Raw genomic sequence first — 14282 nt, forward strand, 5'->3', positions numbered from 1 at the left:
TGAGGAGAAACCGTGGCCGAGACCTACGACCCCCGCCGCACGGCGGTTCTGCTGGTCGATCCCTACAACGACTTCATCTCCGAAGGCGGCAAGCTCTGGCCGCGACTCGAGCCCGTAGCGAAGGAGGTCGGCCTGTTGGACAACCTGCGTTCCATGGTCACCTCCGCCCGCGAGGCCGGCATCCAAGTGGTGTTCGTCCCGCACCGCCGCTGGGAGCCGGGCGACTACGAGACCTGGGCCCACCCGAACCCGACCCAGCGGAACATCGAAAAGCGGCACACCTTCGCCCGGGGCTCCTGGGGCGGGGAGTTCCACCCCGACTTCCAGCCGCAGGCGGGCGACGTCGTCGTCCATGAGCACTGGGCGCAGAGCGGATTCGCCAACACCGACCTGGACTTCCAGCTCAAGCAGCACGGCATCACCCACGCGGTGGTCGTCGGCGTGCTGGCGAACACCTGCATCGAGTCCACCGGTCGTTTCGCCATGGAGCTCGGCTACCATGTGACGCTGGTCCGCGACGCCACCGCCGCCTTTCTCCCCGAGATGATGCACGCCGCACATGAGCTGAACGGCCCCACCTACGCCCATGCCATCGTCGCCACGGAAGAGCTCGTCACCGCGTTCAAGGAAGCGCGGTCATGATCCTGCTCACCGTCCGGAAGGAACCGGCTGAGGTAGCCATACCGTTCAGCGGTGTCGCCGTCGAAGTCGTCCGCGCCGAGTGTGTCCTGTCTCGCTTGATGGTTGGCGCACGCCACAAGAATCGTCGGCAGAAGGACCGGTCCTGTCCGGGCCTCCGGCAGGAGCTCCACATCCCTCGGTTGAATCATGTGCTGGGCCTGGACGCGTGCTGCCGAGCCATACCGCATGCGCCCCGGCAACCGCTCCAGCAGACCGGTCCTGTTACCTTTTCCCGTCGGCACTCGTCATAGGTGCGACGACCGAATACGAACCGTCGTCGCACCCTACGAGTGAATCGAGAACAGGATGCTGACCAACATCATGTACGTGACGATCTACGTCACCGATCAGGACCGCGCACTGGAGTTCTACGCCGAGGGACTCGGCCTGGAAAAGCGGATCGACTTCTCGGGGCCCGACGGGCGTTTCCTCACCGTCGGCGTTCCCGATAGCCCGGTGCAGATCCTTCTGTGGCCGCATGCGGAGGCCGCGGGACAGCCGGGCAACGTAGGCCAGCATGCCGCGCCCGGTCCGCTGATCCTCGAATCCGATGATTTGCGAAAGGATTTCGTGACCCTGCGCCAGCGCGGCGTCACCTTCGAAGAGCGGGAACCCGTGGACTATCCGTTCGGGGTCCGCATCGAGGCGGTGGACCCGGACGGCAACCGGGTCTCGCTCCGTCAGCAGCGAAAGCCGTGACCGCCCACCCGTCCGGCCTCGTGACCGAGGCGTTCGAAGCCCAGCGCGATCGGCTGCGCGCCCTCGCGTACCGCGTGCTGGGCTCACATGCCGACGCCGAGGACGTGGTCCAGGAAGCCTGGATGCGCCTCGCCCGCCAGGACGAGACGACCATCGGCAACCTGGTGGGCTGGCTGACCACCGTGGTCGGCCGAATCAGCCTGGACCTTCTGAGATCCCGCCAAGCCCACCCCGAAACCGCCTACGGGCACGAGTCTGCGGACCTCGTGGTGACGCCCGCCGACGACCCCGCGCCGGACGAGCAGGTGGCGCTGGCCGATTCGGTCGGCCTCGCCCTGCTCGTCGTGCTCGACTCGCTCACCCCGAGCGAGCGTCTGGCGTTCGTCCTGCACGACATGTTCGCGGTCTCGTTCCACGAAATCGGCCAGATCCTGGGCAAATCCGCCGACGCCACCAAGATGATCGCCAGCCGCGCCCGCCGTAAGGTCCGAGCCACGGACCGGTCGGCAGGTCCCGGCCGCGAGCATCAAGAGGTCGTCCAGGCATTCCGCGCCGCCGCCCTCGGCGGCGACTTCGAAGCGCTCCTGCGGGTCCTCGACCCAAACGTGAAGCTGACCGTCGACACCCCCGACGGCGTGGTCGTCACCCTCGGTGCCACCGAGGTCGCCGCCGGCGCCCGCATGTTCTCCGGCGAGGTCGCCCGCCACCGACCCGTGCTGGTCAACGGCATCCCCGGCCACATGTCCTGGCGCCCCGACGGAACCCCTCTCTCCGTCATCGCCTTCACCGTCACCGAAGGCCGGATCACCGGCATCCACATCGTCGTCGACCCGGCCAAACTCGCCTCGATCCATCTGCCTGCCCAGGCCTGAGCCGGTGTCGTCAGGGCAGCGGCGGAATTGGTCGATTCCGCCCCCATGGTCAAATCCAAAGGGCGCCGGGCGGGTTGAGTCCAAAGCACACCGGGGGTCTACACCGCCTGCGTCACCGCTGCCACGACACCTGGACCAGGATCGACCGCGCTTCGATCCCCTGGTCACATGACGCGTGGCGATCCCGCACAGCGATGCGCCGGGCACAAGGTCGGGGCTCCGCGTAGGGATTCAATGGCTCTGTCCGATCGCCGAATGCACCAAACGGCGTGTGGTCCCGCAGCCGGCGGGACCACAGGCTCCGTTCCTGGGCTGCTTTCAGCGCAGGTCGAGCAGCATCACGTCATGGAGGTCCGCGCCTGTCCCCCATGGCCGCGCCTCGCCGATCTTGCGGTATCCCCACGCCCGGTAGGCAGCCGACGCTGCCTTGCTGCCCGGATGGACGTTCAACAACACCCGCTCGGCCTCAAAGCTGTCGAGCAGCGTCTCGTGCAGACGCCGCGCGATGCCCTGCCCGCGCCACGGTCCGCGCACGGCGAGTTCCATCAGCCCGAAGGTGCGGTGTCCGTCCTCCCGTCGCATGTCATCAGGCACTGGCTTGGTCAGTTCGTCCCACCAGCCCGTGTCGGGGTCGAGCACAGCGGCGGAAAGCGTGGCGTGGCGGAAAGCGCGGCGCTCAGGGCATGAGGGGAAGCTTGCCGACGATCTTGTCGACCCGGTTGCGCGGGCCGACGATGCTGACTGCGCAGTAATCGATGTCTTCGGTCTGGGCCTTGCCCACGACGGCGATGAAGTCGCTGTAGACACGGGTGCTTTGCGCGGCGATGGGGACGTCGGCGACGAAGGTGTCGGTGCGGGATGCTGCCTTGGCACGGATGGTGCGCAGCGTGGCGGAGTCGGCGACGAGCACCGAGCAGCCCGTCCAGGGCAGGCCCGGGTGCACTACGCCTTCCGCGTCGGCGGCGTTGGTGCCGAGCAGGCCGGGGACCGAGGCCACGGTGGGGGCCGCGGCGCAGACGGCGGCGTTGGCGGCCCGGCCAGGTGGAAGGTCGGAGTTGACGACCACGACCCACTTCAGCCGGGCCTGGCGGGTGGACAGGGAGTAGTCCATCTCCTCGGGCGCGAAGCCGATTGCCGTCGTCTCGGGAGCGTTCACCACAGACATGTGATCCTCTTTACTTGTTCGACCAGGTAGGGAAAGACTAGGCAGACATGCGGAACTGCGGCGCCGGTTCTGAACTTCATTCGCCGGATGCGAGAAATTCGAGGGTTTCGGCGGACGTGATGCGCCTGTCGCGGGAAAACCCCGGCATCCGTGCGGAGCCGGAAAAGAACCGCGGCGGCAGGCACATGGTGATCATTCCGGTGAGGATCAGTGCACCGCCGGTCCATGCCACCGGCGAGAGGTGCTCGTGGAGCAGGAACACGCCGATCAGCGCGGCGGCCAGGGGTTCGGCGAGGCTGAGGGTTCCGGCCGTGGTCGCGCGCACCTGAGCGGGACCGACCGTGCCCCACAGCACAGCCGCGCCCAGCACCAGCCCCGCACCGAACAACGGGCCGTTCTTTCGTGTATCCATGCCAACGACACTAAGCAAACATCCAAACAGCGCAGCCTGTAGCCGCACTTCGTACGCCGTAGAGTCGATTTCATGGAACTTGATGCGCTGGACCGGGCCCTTCTGCGGGAACTGCAGAACGATGCACGGCAGACCAACCGCGACCTTGCAGCCAGGACCGGGGTCTCCCCCTCCACCTCGCTCGAGCGGGTACGGCTACTGCGCGAGCGCGGCGTGATCACCGGCTACCACGCAGCCCTGGACCTCGACGCGGCCGGCCGCCCCGTCCAGGCGCTCATCTCGGTGCGCATCCGGCCCCCGGCCCGCCCCATCATCGAGGGGTTCCGGGAATGGGCGGCACGACTGCCCGAGGTGATCGGCCTGTTCGTCACCTCAGGCCCTCACGACTTCCTCATCCACATCGCCGTCCCGGACGTCGACAGCGTGTACGCCTTCGTCATCGACCGCCTCACCGAACGCAGAGAAGTCGCCGACGTGCAGACCACCATGGCCTATGAGCACGTCCAGTCCCGCTGCATCGAGCCGGCCGGCCCCGACCGGCCCCGCTTCTCACGCAGAGCCCGCTGACTGGCGCTGCTTCGGGCCCCCGTGCCGCGGTCAACGACAACATGGCCGACTACGCCCGCGCCCTACGGGCCCAGGGTGTCCCCCGTCCCGCAGATCGCCCGCGAACTCGTCATTCCCTCAGGCGAGAACAAGGGCGAGAACCCCTCGATCGCCACCGTCTACCGCCTCCTCGCCGAGGGCGACGCAGCCACGGAGACCGGTAGGCCGTACACGGGGCCCCAAGATCAACTCATTGCCCTCTGAAGTTTCAGGCTGCCGTACCCGAACGGCCCGATCATCACCCTCTGGGCTGCGGAGGCGGCGTTCGCGGCGGGCACGACGCCGGCCACCGCGACCCCTCCGGCCGTCGCCGTCATGAGCGCCGCCCGGCCGATCCTCAGGCCTGTGGCCTGTTTCACAGCGCTTCCTTCACGATCATGAGTTGCCCACCATGGTTGGCCTGCCAGTAGGAGTGGAACGGCGAACCGGGCTTGGTGTCACATCCGTTGACACTGTGCGGGATGATGACCGACGGCGCCCCCTCGTGATCTCTGTGGGGAGTCGCTGACCAGCTGATCTCTATAGGAGAAGGTGCCTGATGGCCCTGCCGGTGATGACGGTGGAGCAGCGTGCGAAGGCGTTGGTGAAGGCGGCCGAGGCGCGTACGGCGCGTCGCGCGCTGTTGGCGGAGGTGACCTGCGGCGTGGTGAGTGTGGCGGAGGTGTTCGAGCGCAGCGGGCAGGATCTGGTCGGCAGGACACGGGTGGTTCAGGTCTTGCGGGCCGTTCCCGGGTATGGGCCGGCCCGGGTCGCGGCGTTGATGGCCGTCTGCGGGGTGGCGGAGAAACAGCGTGTTGGCGCGCTGACCGAGCAGCAGTGCGAGCGACTCTTGCGGGCTTTCATCGGCTGACCGCGCCGGGACTGGATCGGGTGCGCTATCGGAGTTCCGCGTCCGGGTGAGGTTGGCTCTGCAGGCGATGGCGAAGTTCGGCCTCCTGCTTCGTCAGCGCCTGGCCCGGGCGGCGGATGCGGGCTCGGACAGGGCGGGGAAGTCCTCTGCGTCCTGCAGGAGGGCGAAGTCGGCGTGGGCCGCCTGGACGGCTTCGGGGTAGGCCTGTGTCTTCTCATGCTCGGCGAGGGCCCGGTAGATGCTGGCCAGGGACGGGTTCTCTCCTTTGCGTTTCCCGGTAGGGATGATCAGGTCTTTGCGGATGTCTTCGACGCGTTCCCCGGCGGCCTTGCGGCGCAGCACGGTGTGCAGCATGTCGTCGAGGATCACCGGGGGGCGGCCGCCGTGCTTGCCCTTGCGGGCGGCGGCGTCCAGACCCTCCAGGGTGGCCTCGCGGATGGCTTCGCGTTCGGTCTCGGCCATCGCGCGAAGAACGCGAACAGCATCCGGCCCGGCCCGGACGGGTCGTATATGCCGGCCAGCGGTCCGGCGAGCATCTCCAGGACCAGGCCGTGCGCGGTGAGGTGGTCGGCCAGGGCGGTGAGTTCGGCGGCGTCGCGGCCCAGCCGCTTCATCTCGTAGACGGTGAGGATGACGCGGCAGTGGGGGGCGTGCGCCTTGATCTGGCGGGCCAGCGCGAGCGCCGCCTCGAATTGCGGGCGCACCTTCACCCGGGTCGAGATCTTCTCGGCGAAGATCTTCTCGCGGCTGATGCCGTGCGCGGTCAGCGCGTCCAGTTGTGACTGCAGTTCCTGGGTGAGGGCGGAGCAGCGGGCGTAGCCGATCCGGATGTCGGCCGAGGGCCGGTCGTCACTGAGCGGGGCGGGCGGTGGAATGCCCGGCCGCCATGGCTGGCCCGGGTTGCGGTCGGCCGGGGTGATCACTCGCAACAGCTTCGCCAGGCGGGGAATCTTGGTGAAGCGGCCGGTGTGGTAGGTGCCGGCCACCGCGCCTGATCGTCGCTCTGGCCTGGCGCCGCAGGCAGGGCGTGCCCGCAGCGCCGGTTCGTGGTGGCAGGTCAGGTGCCGGTGACGATCAGGCCGACCATGGGGAAGCCGCCGCCGGTGCCCATCGTGGTGAGTCGCAGCGGGAGCGGCTCCGCCTGCCGCGAGGCGGATGCCGAGCTACAATCACCAGGTCGCGAAAAACGATGTTCCGCGGGTCCTTCCGCAGGATATCGCTCGTACATCGATGCAGATGGTTCTGATCGGTGAGCGTCTCCTTGCCGATACCGGGCATCCCGCCCGCTCCCGGCACTGCACATCGCCGGCGCGTGTCGGCGCAACAGAGGAGCGCAGCATGCAGAAGACCATCGCCATTGTCGGAGCAGGCATGGGCGGGCTGACGCTCGCCCGGGTGCTTCAGGCTCACGGCGTCGCCGCGACGATCTACGAGGGTGAGGCTTCGGCGACGACCCGTGCGCAGGGCGGTCTGCTCGACATTCAGGTAGAGACCGGACAGGTCGCGCTTCGCGCAGCCGGTCTCTACGACGAGTTCCTCACTCTGGTCCGCCCGGGTGAGGACGCCAAGCGTGTGGTCGACCGCCACGGCACGATCCTGTTCGATATGTCTGCGGACCCTGGTTCTGCCCGCCCTGAGGTGGATCGTGGCGAACTCAGGCGCCTGTTCATCGACTCGCTGGCGCCCGGGACGATCAGGTGGGGTCACAAGCTCGCCTCGATCCGGCACCGTGTGGAGGGCGGCTACGACCTCGCTTTCTCGGAAGGTTCCGTCACGCGCGCCGACATCGTCATCGGCGCGGACGGTGCCTGGTCGAAGGTGCGTCCGCTGCTCACCCCCGCCAAGCCTCTTTACAGCGGAACCTGCTTCATCGAGATCGCCCTCGCCTCGGGCGGCCAGGACTGTCGGGCGAGCGTGGGCGCGATCGGCAGCGGCACGCTGATGGCGGTCGCGCCGGGCAAAGGCATCATCGCCCATCGCTACGCCGACGGGCACGTGCGCGGATACGTGGCGCTGAACAAGCCCGAGAAGTGGATGAGGTCGATCGACTTCGGCGACCCGGCCGCTGGCCTCCGTCAACTTGCCGACGAGTTCGATGGCTGGTCGCCGCTGCTCACCGCCTTCGTGACACAGAGCGACGCGGAACCGCGGCTCCGAGCCATCTATGCCCTGCCCGTCGGGCTTAGGTGGGACAGGGTGCCCCGCGTGACGCTCGTCGGCGACGCCGCGCATCTGATGTCGCCCTTCGCCGGCGAGGGTGCGAACCTCGCCATGTACGACGGCGCTGACCTGGCGAGCAAGCTGGTTGAGCAACCCGACATCGAGGTCGCGCTCACCGGCTACGAAGAGCGGCTGTTCCTACGTGGTAGCGACGCCGCCGGCCGCTCGGCGAAGAACCTGGAGATCTTCTTCGGCCCGGAAGCACCGCAGAGCGTAGTCACTCTGTTCGATCACTCCTGATACCTCAGTCCGCTTTCGCGATCTTGTCACGGACCCGGCGGGGACCGAGTACGGCCATCGCGTGATCATCGGGGGTTGTGCGGACTCCTGAAGATCGTGCGGTGGCCGCAGGGCATAGCCCAGACCCTGCCCGCTGGTGGGCGATGTTCGACCAGGTCATGGCCCGGATCGCGGGCCGGTTCCAGCGGGTTGAGCCCGCGCGTCGGCCCGCTCCTACCTGCTCGGGCGTTCGGGAACCTGTTCCACGCGTCGCTGGGCAAGGCGATGTCGTACGGCACCGCCTATGAGCTGTTCTGCCGTCTGGCCAAGCAGGCCGGATTCCGGGCCCGGCCGCACATGCTCCGCACACGTCGATCACCAGGCTCCGGCGAGCTTGGGTGGATCGCCGGGGTCGTGCAGGAGATCCCCGGCCACCTCCCTCTCTGTCATGTGTTCGGCGCCTGGCCGGCGTCGCACGGCAGGGAGTCTGCGGCACCTTCGGACTCGGAGACACAGAAAATTGCCGGCTCAGCAAGAGACCGCCCCGCGGGAATGCCAGCGCACGTGTGTGGACGGTCGGCCAGTTCCGTGAAAGCCGGCAGGTGCCGGGCGGCTGGTGTCGCGTACCAGCCGCGTGCAGCCGCGCGTCCAGCCCGGCCGCGGAGTGCCACGTCAACGTGGCACTTCCTCCCGTCGCCGGTCATCGCCGGCTGTGGCGGGGATGGCGTTGTCGATGAGGACGGCGGCGATGGCGGCGGCGGCGGGGAAGGCATCGGCGTTGAGGACCCGGGTGCGGGCCGCGGCGCCGTCGATGAGCAGCGCGAGCTGCTCGCCGAGCTGTTCAGGGTCGGCGGCGCCGGCTTCGCGGGCGGTGTCGGCGAGCCGCGCGGCGACGGCTTGCTTGTAGTCGCGTGCGTACTGGGATGCGGGGTGCTGGGGGTCGTGGAGTTCGACGGCGGCGGCGATGTAGGGGCACAGGGGGGTGGTGGGGGGGATGTCGAAGGCGGCGAGGAGCCGGTCGCGGGGCGTGAGGTCGGTGCGGTCGAACACGCCGGACAGAACGGAGGGGTCGAACCGGCGCAGGTACTCGGCGACGAGTTCGTCCTTGCCGGTGAAGTGCTGGTAGGCCGTGCGCTTGGACACCTGGGCCGCCGCGCAAAGCTGGTCCATGCCGGTGCGGTTGATGCCCTGCTCGCGGAACAGCTGCTGGGACGCGCTGAGGATGCGCTCGCGGGCGCCCCGGCCGCGGCGGCGGCCCTGGGGGCCCTTCTCCAACTCCGTCATGGGTCCATGCTACCCCAGCTTGGTAACGATCGGTGTACATAGTTTGCGTCCCGGCCGCCGGCCCGTTACCGTAAGAACACAGATCGGTGTACATAACATCGTCACCTCAAGTGCGCACGGCACCACCGGCCCAAGGGAGAGACCATGGGGAAGCTTGACGGCAAGGTAGCGGTCATCACCGGCGGCACCACCGGCATGGCGCTGGCCGGCGCGAAGCTGTTCGTCGAGGAGGGAGCGCACGTCTTCATCACCGGCCGCCGCCAGGACGCCCTGGACGAGGCCGTGAAGCAGATCGGCCGCAACGTCACCGGCGTCCAGGGCGACGCCGCCGACCTGGACGACCTGGACGACCTGGACCGCCTGTACGACACCGTCAAGCGGGAGAAGGGCAGCCTCGACGTGCTGTGGGCCAGCGCCGGCGGCGGCGAGCCCGCCCCGCTCGGCGAGATCACCGAGGCCCAGTTCGACACCTGGTTCGGGCTCAACGCCCGCGGCACCCTGTTCACCGTCCAGAAGGCCCTGCCGCTCTTCAACGACGGCGGCTCCATCCTCATGACCGGCTCCAACGCCTCCCTCGGCGCCTTCCCCGGCTGGAGCGTCTACGCCGGCAGCAAGGCCGTTCAGCAGGCCTGGGCCCGCGTCTGGCTCAACGAGCTCAAGGACCGCCGCATCCGCGTCAACGTCCTGACCCCCGGCCAGGTCGCCACCGCCAAGCAGGAAGAACTCTTCGACGAGGCCACCAAGCGCCAGTTCGAGTCCCTCATCCCCCGCGGCCAGATGGGCCGCCCCGACGAAATCGCCACCACCGCCCTCTTCCTCGCCTCCGACGACTCCAGCTACGTCAACGGCATGGAACTCGTCGCCGACGGCGGCACCACCGCCATCTGAAGCGAACAACACACAACCAGGACAGGACATCTCATGGGCAACATCAGCATCATCGGCACCGGGAACATGGCCCGCACCATCGGCGCGCGGGCGGTAGCGGGCGGCAACACCGTCGAGGTCATGGGCCGCGATCAATCCAAGGCCGCTGACCTGGCCAAGGCTCTCGGCGGCGGGGCCACGACAGGAGCATGGGGCACCGCCCCGGCCGGGGACATCGTCATCGTGGCCCTGTTGCACGACGGTGTCGTGCCGGTCGTCGCCCAGTACGGAGACGCTCTCGCGGGCAAGGTCATCGTCGACATCAGCAATCCCTTCAATTCCACGTTCGACGGGCTGGCCCACCGCGAGGAGACCTCGATCGCGCAGGAAGTCGCCAAGGCGGCCCCGGCCGGCGCCAGCGTGGTGAAGGCGTTCAACACCATCTTCCGTCATGTCCTGGAGAAGGGTCGGCCCGACGTCTTCATCGCCGGCGACAATGCGCAGGCCAAGGCAAGTGTGGAGGCGTTCATCGAGAGCCTCGGGCTGCGCCCGCTGGACGTCGGCGGCCTGAAAATGGCGCACTGGCTGGAAGGAGCGGGCGTGGTCACGGTGGGCCTCGCCAACCACGGGGTGGGGAACCTGGACTTCGCCCTCAGCATCACCGAACTTCCCGTCTGAGCAAACGGTTGACGGATCGCCGAAAGGACTCGCCAATGAAGCTTGGTTTCACACTTCCCATAATCGGACCCGCCATCAGCAGCGCCGCCGGCCTGAGCGCGTTCTGCCGCGGGATCGAGGACCTTGGCTACGACACGCTGTGGGTCGGCGATCGCCTGGTCCAGCCGGTCGAAATGCATAGCATCTATCCGGGCAAAGAGCAGCCGTACCCGCCGCAGATGAAGCGTTACCTCGACCCGGTGCTGCTGTGGACCGTCGCCGCGACGGCAACCAGCCGGGTGCGGCTGAATGCCAGCACGCTCAGCACCTTCTACTACGAGCCGCCGCACCTGGCCCGGATGCTGACCACGCTCGACGTGCTCAGCGATGGCCGGCTCGAGGTCGGCGTGGGACTCGGGTGGATGAAGGACGAGCACGACATCTCCCGCAGCGCGGACTGGAGCCGGCGCGGGCGGATGCTCGATGACCTGCTGGCGTTCCTGCACGAGTGGTGGACGGCCAACCCAGTGTCCTGGGACAGCGAGTTCTTCTCGCTGCCGCCGGTCCACGCCGACCTGCGCCCGGTGCAAGCGGGCGGGCCGCCCATCTGGATCGGCGGCGCCAGCGAGGCCGCGATGCGCCGGGTCGGCCGCAGCGCCACCGGCTGGCTCGGGCTCGAGTTTCTGCCGGACGAGGTCGCCGACCAATTGTGGTCGCTCGCGCGCCAGGCGGCGCAGGAGGCCGGCCGCGATCCCGACGCGCTGAAGAAGGCCATACGTATCAACCTCGAACCGGGCACGTCCGTTGATTCGCTGGCCGACAAGCTCAAGCGCCTCGCCGAGTCCGGTGCGGACGAGGCGTTCGTGGACGCCTTCGCACTGTTCCCCAGCCTTGACCAGATGCTTGACTTCGCCAGCCAGGTGATCGCGCGCACCGGCCGGTTGTGACCACCCAAGAGCCGGACAACCTTGACACAACGAAGCCATGACCGAGTTCGTCCCGCACCGCGCCGCCTGTGTTTCTACGAACAAGTTTTGGATCTGGACTTTTAATCCGTAGGTTCCGGGTTTGAGCCCGGGCGCCCTACCACCTCCACCTGCGGTTTTCCCCGATTCTGTAGTCAAGTCGTCTCATCGTGAGTCACGGTGAGACACATGTGAGTCACACGCCGGGGCAGGCGTTGTTGACCTTGCGTGCGGTCTTGCGAGCCGCTTTGAGGACCAGCCGGGCGGTGGCCCGGGCGCTGTCGTGATACAGCTGCGCCCCGCTCAGGTTCGCACCCCGCAAGTCAGCATCCTTCAGCGCCGCCCCGCACAGATCCGCACCAGTGATGCTGAGCGCAGTCGTGCGAATCTCATGTTCGCGTGTGTCAGCGTCGCGTTGGTGAGATCCGCGCGGGTGAGCGTCGTCCAGCTCAGCCCCGCACCCGTGAGCCGCGCCTTCCAAAGGCATGTCGCTGATCAAGCTAGGCGTTGAGCGGGTCGTAGCTGTGGGTCGTGCATAGCGAACAGCTGTGCCGGCGCCCGCGGGATTCTGTAGGCGGCGGTCTGACACGCACGCAGTTCGTGAGCGATGAGGTCCGGGATCGGGTATCAGTGCTTGTGTTCCAGCGCCGCCAGCCGTTCGGCTACTTTGTCGCCGATGGTGACGAGCATCGCCATCTCTGTCGCAGTGAGATGATCAATGAGCACGTCGCGGACGTCGGCCACGTGCTGCGGAGCCGCGACCTTGATCAGGTCGCTGCCCCGGGGAGTGATGGCGACTACCGCCCCCCGTTGGTCGGCGAGGCACCGCTCGCGGGACACCAGGCCGCGATTCTGCATCCGGCCCAGGTGCTGCGACAGGCGGCTCTTCTCCCAGCGCAACAACTGGCCGAGTTCGAACGACCTCAGCCGCCCTTCGGGCGCCTCAGAGAGATGGGCCAGGACCTGGTAGTCAGCGCCGGACAGCCCGCACTGGTTGCGCAGCTGCCGCTCGATGAACTCCGACAGCCCGTCCTGCATCTTCATCAAGCTGCGCCAGGCCTGCTGTTCTCGCTCGTCCAACCACCGCGGCTCGGTCACGCACGTCACTCTACCGTCTGGTTGACATGGTAACCAAGTGCCCCGTACATTCTGGTTCACACGTTAACCAAATGAGAGCGTCGATGACACAGCCGTTGACAACGACGGGTGGGGCATGGCGTCCTATCCAGCTTCAGAAAGCAGGCACTCCATGAGCAGCATCAGCATTATCGGCCTGGGAGGTATGGGCCGCGCCATTGGCGCCCGCGCGGTCGAGGGCGGCCACGCCGTCGAGGTCGTCGGTCGCGACGCGGCCAAGGCCAAGGACCTGGCCGCCGCGCTCGGCGGCGGGGCTACGGTCGGGACATTCGGCGCCGTCCCGGTTGGCGACATCGTCGTCCTGGCCGTGCCATATGCCAGCGCCGTGCCGGTCGTCGCCCAGTACGGGGATGCACTGGCCGGCAAGGTCATCATCGACATCTCCAACACGTTCAACGCCGACGCCACCGGGCTCGTCATCCCTGAAGGCACGTCCGGTGCGCAGGAGATCGCCAAGGCAGTCCCGGCGAGCGCGCACGTCGTGAAGGCGTTCAACACGGTCTTCGGCCACGTGCTGGCCCAGGGGCGTCCGTTGGACGTGTTCTTCGCCGGAGATGACGCGCGGGCCAAGGCCGACGTGTCGGCGTTCATCGAGAGCCTCGGACTACGCCCGCTCGATGTCGGCGGCCTGGAGATGGCCCGCTGGCTGGAAGGGGTCGGGCCGCTGCTGATGGGCCTGGCCCGCAACGGCGCGGGGACCTTCGACGTCGCCCTCGGCGTCGACCTCCCCGGCTGAGCGCACCCCTGCTAGTAGCCCGCGGCGCTCCCGCCGCGGACTCTCACGAAGGAGTCATCGTGCGTCTGATATGGCAGCTCTTGGCGGTTGTGGCGGTCTGGATCCTCGGCAATCTGGGCACCGCGGCGGTGAAGGACAACCCCTGGCTGGCGCTCGTCGCCGGCCTGCTGGCGGCCGTCGTCGCGGTCCTGGTCTACGGCTGGGTGGTGCGGCGCACCGAGCACCGGGCCCCCGTCGAGGTGTCGCTGAAGGGAGCAGGCGCGGGGATCAGCTGGGGCACGCTGCTCGGCATCGCGCTGTTCGGGGCAGTCATCGCGAACATCGCCTTCTTAGGCGACTACACGATCAACGGCCTGGGCACGCCGGCGAGCGCCGTCGGCCTGCTCGGCATCATGGCGGGTGCCGCCGTGACCGAGGAGCTGGTCTTCCGCGGTGTCCTGTTCCGGAACGTCGAGCACTGGACCGGAACCTGGATCGCGCTCGTGCTGACCGGCTCGCTGTTCGGCCTGATCCACCTGCTCAACGCGAACGCCACCCTGTGGGGCGCCATCGCTATCGCCATCGAGGCAGGCGGGATGCTGACCGCCGCGTACATCGCCACCCGCAAGCTGTGGGTGCCGATCGGTCTGCACTTCGGCTGGAACATTGCCGCGAGCGCCATCTTCAGCACCAAGGTGTCCGGCAGCAACACCCCGCAGGGCCTGCTGGACGCGACGATGTCGGGTCCCGCGCTGGTCACGGGCGGCGACTTCGGACCGGAGGGCAGTGTGTACGCCGTGGTGTTCGGCGTGGTGGCCACCGTCGTGTTCATGTGGCTGGCACACCGGCGTGGTCACGTGGTCCCCGTCCGTCGCTCGGCCCGGGCGGACGTGGCCGCTAGGCTCGCCAGGTGATCGAACCCCCGCCGGCGCG

At 68.1% G+C, this 14282-nt stretch carries 22 protein-coding genes; 12 read left to right on the forward strand and 10 right to left on the reverse strand.

The genetic code is table 11. The features are described 5' to 3' along the window. The first annotated feature begins 12 nt into the window (after positions 1 to 12). From OHA77_RS40710 to OHA77_RS40720, 3 genes are all read left to right on the forward strand, one after another. Positions 13 to 642 carry an isochorismatase family cysteine hydrolase gene (locus OHA77_RS40710; RefSeq protein WP_326822931.1) on the forward strand — a complete coding sequence of 210 codons (630 nt, stop codon included), beginning with the start codon at positions 13 to 15 and terminating at the stop codon, positions 640 to 642. Between the two features lie 345 nt (positions 643 to 987). Further along, on the forward strand, positions 988 to 1380 hold the full coding sequence (locus tag OHA77_RS40715; RefSeq protein ID WP_326822932.1) for a VOC family protein: 393 nt from the start codon (positions 988 to 990) through the stop codon (positions 1378 to 1380). Next, positions 1377 to 2252, forward strand: a complete 876-nt coding sequence (locus OHA77_RS40720) for a sigma-70 family RNA polymerase sigma factor (RefSeq protein WP_406314879.1) — start codon at positions 1377 to 1379, stop codon at positions 2250 to 2252. The genes OHA77_RS40715 and OHA77_RS40720 overlap by 4 nt, the downstream gene beginning before the upstream one ends. Before the next feature lie 318 nt (positions 2253 to 2570). Here OHA77_RS40720 and OHA77_RS40725 read toward each other — a convergent pair whose 3' ends face one another. From OHA77_RS40725 to OHA77_RS40735, 3 genes are all read right to left on the reverse strand, one after another. Continuing rightward, a complete protein-coding gene (locus tag OHA77_RS40725; protein WP_406314882.1) occupies positions 2571 to 2891 on the reverse strand; it encodes a GNAT family N-acetyltransferase in 321 nt (106 codons plus the stop codon). 37 nt (positions 2892 to 2928) lie between these two features. Beyond that, positions 2929 to 3417: a DUF2000 domain-containing protein gene (locus OHA77_RS40730; protein ID WP_326822936.1), complete on the reverse strand. Its 489-nt coding sequence runs from the start codon at positions 3415 to 3417 to the stop codon at positions 2929 to 2931. A gap of 76 nt (positions 3418 to 3493) precedes the next feature. Continuing rightward, positions 3494 to 3829, reverse strand: coding sequence for an EamA family transporter (locus OHA77_RS40735; RefSeq protein WP_406314884.1), 336 nt, complete (start codon positions 3827 to 3829; stop codon positions 3494 to 3496). Between the two features lie 72 nt (positions 3830 to 3901). On the opposite strand from OHA77_RS40735, the gene OHA77_RS40740 reads away from it, so the two are divergent. Next, a complete protein-coding gene (locus tag OHA77_RS40740) occupies positions 3902 to 4396 on the forward strand; it encodes an Lrp/AsnC family transcriptional regulator (protein WP_326822938.1) in 495 nt (164 codons plus the stop codon). 75 nt (positions 4397 to 4471) lie between these two features. Next, a complete protein-coding gene (locus OHA77_RS40745; protein ID WP_406314888.1) occupies positions 4472 to 4639 on the forward strand; it encodes a hypothetical protein in 168 nt (55 codons plus the stop codon). Here the strand turns inward: OHA77_RS40745 and OHA77_RS40750 are convergent. Further along, a complete protein-coding gene (locus tag OHA77_RS40750) occupies positions 4621 to 4794 on the reverse strand; it encodes a hypothetical protein (protein ID WP_326822939.1) in 174 nt (57 codons plus the stop codon). The two genes, OHA77_RS40745 and OHA77_RS40750, sit on opposite strands and share 19 nt — an antisense overlap. A 179-nt stretch (positions 4795 to 4973) precedes the next feature. Between OHA77_RS40750 and mihF the strand changes: the two genes are divergently transcribed. Next, on the forward strand, positions 4974 to 5285 hold the full coding sequence (gene mihF, locus OHA77_RS40755) for an integration host factor, actinobacterial type (RefSeq protein ID WP_406314890.1): 312 nt from the start codon (positions 4974 to 4976) through the stop codon (positions 5283 to 5285). Positions 5286 to 5378: 93 nt separating this feature from the next. Here the strand turns inward: mihF and OHA77_RS40760 are convergent, their stop codons facing one another. Both OHA77_RS40760 and OHA77_RS40765 read right to left on the reverse strand, forming a co-directional pair. Next, entirely contained in the window at positions 5379 to 5747 is a 369-nt protein-coding gene (locus tag OHA77_RS40760) for a hypothetical protein (protein ID WP_406319982.1), read from the reverse strand. Next, on the reverse strand, positions 5651 to 6271 hold the full coding sequence (locus tag OHA77_RS40765; protein WP_406314893.1) for a recombinase family protein: 621 nt from the start codon (positions 6269 to 6271) through the stop codon (positions 5651 to 5653). The genes OHA77_RS40760 and OHA77_RS40765 overlap by 97 nt, the downstream gene beginning before the upstream one ends. Positions 6272 to 6623: 352 nt before the next feature. Here OHA77_RS40765 and OHA77_RS40770 point away from each other — a divergent pair, with 352 nt between their 5' ends. Beyond that, positions 6624 to 7745, forward strand: coding sequence for an FAD-dependent oxidoreductase (locus OHA77_RS40770; RefSeq protein WP_406314896.1), 1122 nt, complete (start codon positions 6624 to 6626; stop codon positions 7743 to 7745). A 651-nt stretch (positions 7746 to 8396) separates the two neighbouring features. Here OHA77_RS40770 and OHA77_RS40775 read toward each other — a convergent pair. After that, positions 8397 to 9008: a TetR family transcriptional regulator gene (locus tag OHA77_RS40775; RefSeq protein WP_326822942.1), complete on the reverse strand. Its 612-nt coding sequence runs from the start codon at positions 9006 to 9008 to the stop codon at positions 8397 to 8399. Between the two features lie 144 nt (positions 9009 to 9152). Here OHA77_RS40775 and OHA77_RS40780 point away from each other — a divergent pair, with 144 nt between their 5' ends. The 3 genes from OHA77_RS40780 to OHA77_RS40790 are packed head-to-tail and all read left to right on the forward strand — an operon-like array spanning position 9153 to position 11479. After that, positions 9153 to 9896: an SDR family NAD(P)-dependent oxidoreductase gene (locus tag OHA77_RS40780; protein WP_406314900.1), complete on the forward strand. Its 744-nt coding sequence runs from the start codon at positions 9153 to 9155 to the stop codon at positions 9894 to 9896. 33 nt (positions 9897 to 9929) lie between these two features. Beyond that, positions 9930 to 10553: an NADPH-dependent F420 reductase gene (locus tag OHA77_RS40785; protein ID WP_406314903.1), complete on the forward strand. Its 624-nt coding sequence runs from the start codon at positions 9930 to 9932 to the stop codon at positions 10551 to 10553. A 35-nt stretch (positions 10554 to 10588) separates the two neighbouring features. Next, entirely contained in the window at positions 10589 to 11479 is an 891-nt protein-coding gene (locus OHA77_RS40790; RefSeq protein WP_326822945.1) for a TIGR03619 family F420-dependent LLM class oxidoreductase, read from the forward strand. A 214-nt stretch (positions 11480 to 11693) separates the two neighbouring features. Here the strand turns inward: OHA77_RS40790 and OHA77_RS40795 are convergent, their stop codons facing one another. The 3 genes from OHA77_RS40795 to OHA77_RS40805 all read right to left on the reverse strand — a co-directional run bounded on the left by OHA77_RS40795 (position 11694) and on the right by OHA77_RS40805 (position 12595). Further along, positions 11694 to 11819 (reverse strand): hypothetical protein, encoded by a 126-nt coding sequence (locus OHA77_RS40795; protein ID WP_406319983.1) that lies wholly within the window; start codon positions 11817 to 11819, stop codon positions 11694 to 11696. Positions 11820 to 11830: 11 nt separating this feature from the next. Beyond that, positions 11831 to 11950, reverse strand: a complete 120-nt coding sequence (locus OHA77_RS40800) for a pentapeptide repeat-containing protein (RefSeq protein WP_406319961.1) — start codon at positions 11948 to 11950, stop codon at positions 11831 to 11833. 174 nt (positions 11951 to 12124) lie between these two features. Continuing rightward, positions 12125 to 12595: a MarR family winged helix-turn-helix transcriptional regulator gene (locus OHA77_RS40805; protein ID WP_326822947.1), complete on the reverse strand. Its 471-nt coding sequence runs from the start codon at positions 12593 to 12595 to the stop codon at positions 12125 to 12127. Between the two features lie 151 nt (positions 12596 to 12746). Between OHA77_RS40805 and OHA77_RS40810 the strand changes: the two genes are divergently transcribed. Then, a complete protein-coding gene (locus tag OHA77_RS40810) occupies positions 12747 to 13370 on the forward strand; it encodes an NAD(P)-binding domain-containing protein (RefSeq protein ID WP_326822948.1) in 624 nt (207 codons plus the stop codon). A gap of 59 nt (positions 13371 to 13429) precedes the next feature. Then, a complete protein-coding gene (locus OHA77_RS40815; protein WP_406314906.1) occupies positions 13430 to 14263 on the forward strand; it encodes a CPBP family intramembrane glutamic endopeptidase in 834 nt (277 codons plus the stop codon). The last annotated feature ends 19 nt before the right edge of the window (positions 14264 to 14282 follow it).

Source organism: Streptosporangium sp. NBC_01639 (genome assembly GCF_045209755.1).
Taxonomy (GTDB): domain Bacteria; phylum Actinomycetota; class Actinomycetes; order Streptosporangiales; family Streptosporangiaceae; genus Streptosporangium.

Excerpts from the sequence above, each read along its gene's own strand:
- OHA77_RS40770 (WP_406314896.1), top strand. The coding sequence starts at position 6,624 with ATGCAGAAGACCATCGCCATTGTCGGAGCAGGCATGGGCGGGCTGACG.
- OHA77_RS40735 (WP_406314884.1), bottom strand. The coding sequence starts at position 3,829 with ATGGATACACGAAAGAACGGCCCGTTGTTCGGTGCGGGGCTGGTGCTG.
- OHA77_RS40780 (WP_406314900.1), top strand. The coding sequence starts at position 9,153 with ATGGGGAAGCTTGACGGCAAGGTAGCGGTCATCACCGGCGGCACCACC.
- OHA77_RS40760 (WP_406319982.1), bottom strand. The coding sequence starts at position 5,747 with ATGGCCGAGACCGAACGCGAAGCCATCCGCGAGGCCACCCTGGAGGGT.
- mihF (WP_406314890.1), top strand. The coding sequence starts at position 4,974 with ATGGCCCTGCCGGTGATGACGGTGGAGCAGCGTGCGAAGGCGTTGGTG.
- OHA77_RS40715 (WP_326822932.1), top strand. The coding sequence starts at position 988 with ATGCTGACCAACATCATGTACGTGACGATCTACGTCACCGATCAGGAC.
- OHA77_RS40790 (WP_326822945.1), top strand. The coding sequence starts at position 10,589 with ATGAAGCTTGGTTTCACACTTCCCATAATCGGACCCGCCATCAGCAGC.
- OHA77_RS40785 (WP_406314903.1), top strand. The coding sequence starts at position 9,930 with ATGGGCAACATCAGCATCATCGGCACCGGGAACATGGCCCGCACCATC.
- OHA77_RS40730 (WP_326822936.1), bottom strand. The coding sequence starts at position 3,417 with ATGTCTGTGGTGAACGCTCCCGAGACGACGGCAATCGGCTTCGCGCCC.
- OHA77_RS40740 (WP_326822938.1), top strand. The coding sequence starts at position 3,902 with ATGGAACTTGATGCGCTGGACCGGGCCCTTCTGCGGGAACTGCAGAAC.
- OHA77_RS40810 (WP_326822948.1), top strand. The coding sequence starts at position 12,747 with ATGAGCAGCATCAGCATTATCGGCCTGGGAGGTATGGGCCGCGCCATT.
- OHA77_RS40775 (WP_326822942.1), bottom strand. The coding sequence starts at position 9,008 with ATGACGGAGTTGGAGAAGGGCCCCCAGGGCCGCCGCCGCGGCCGGGGC.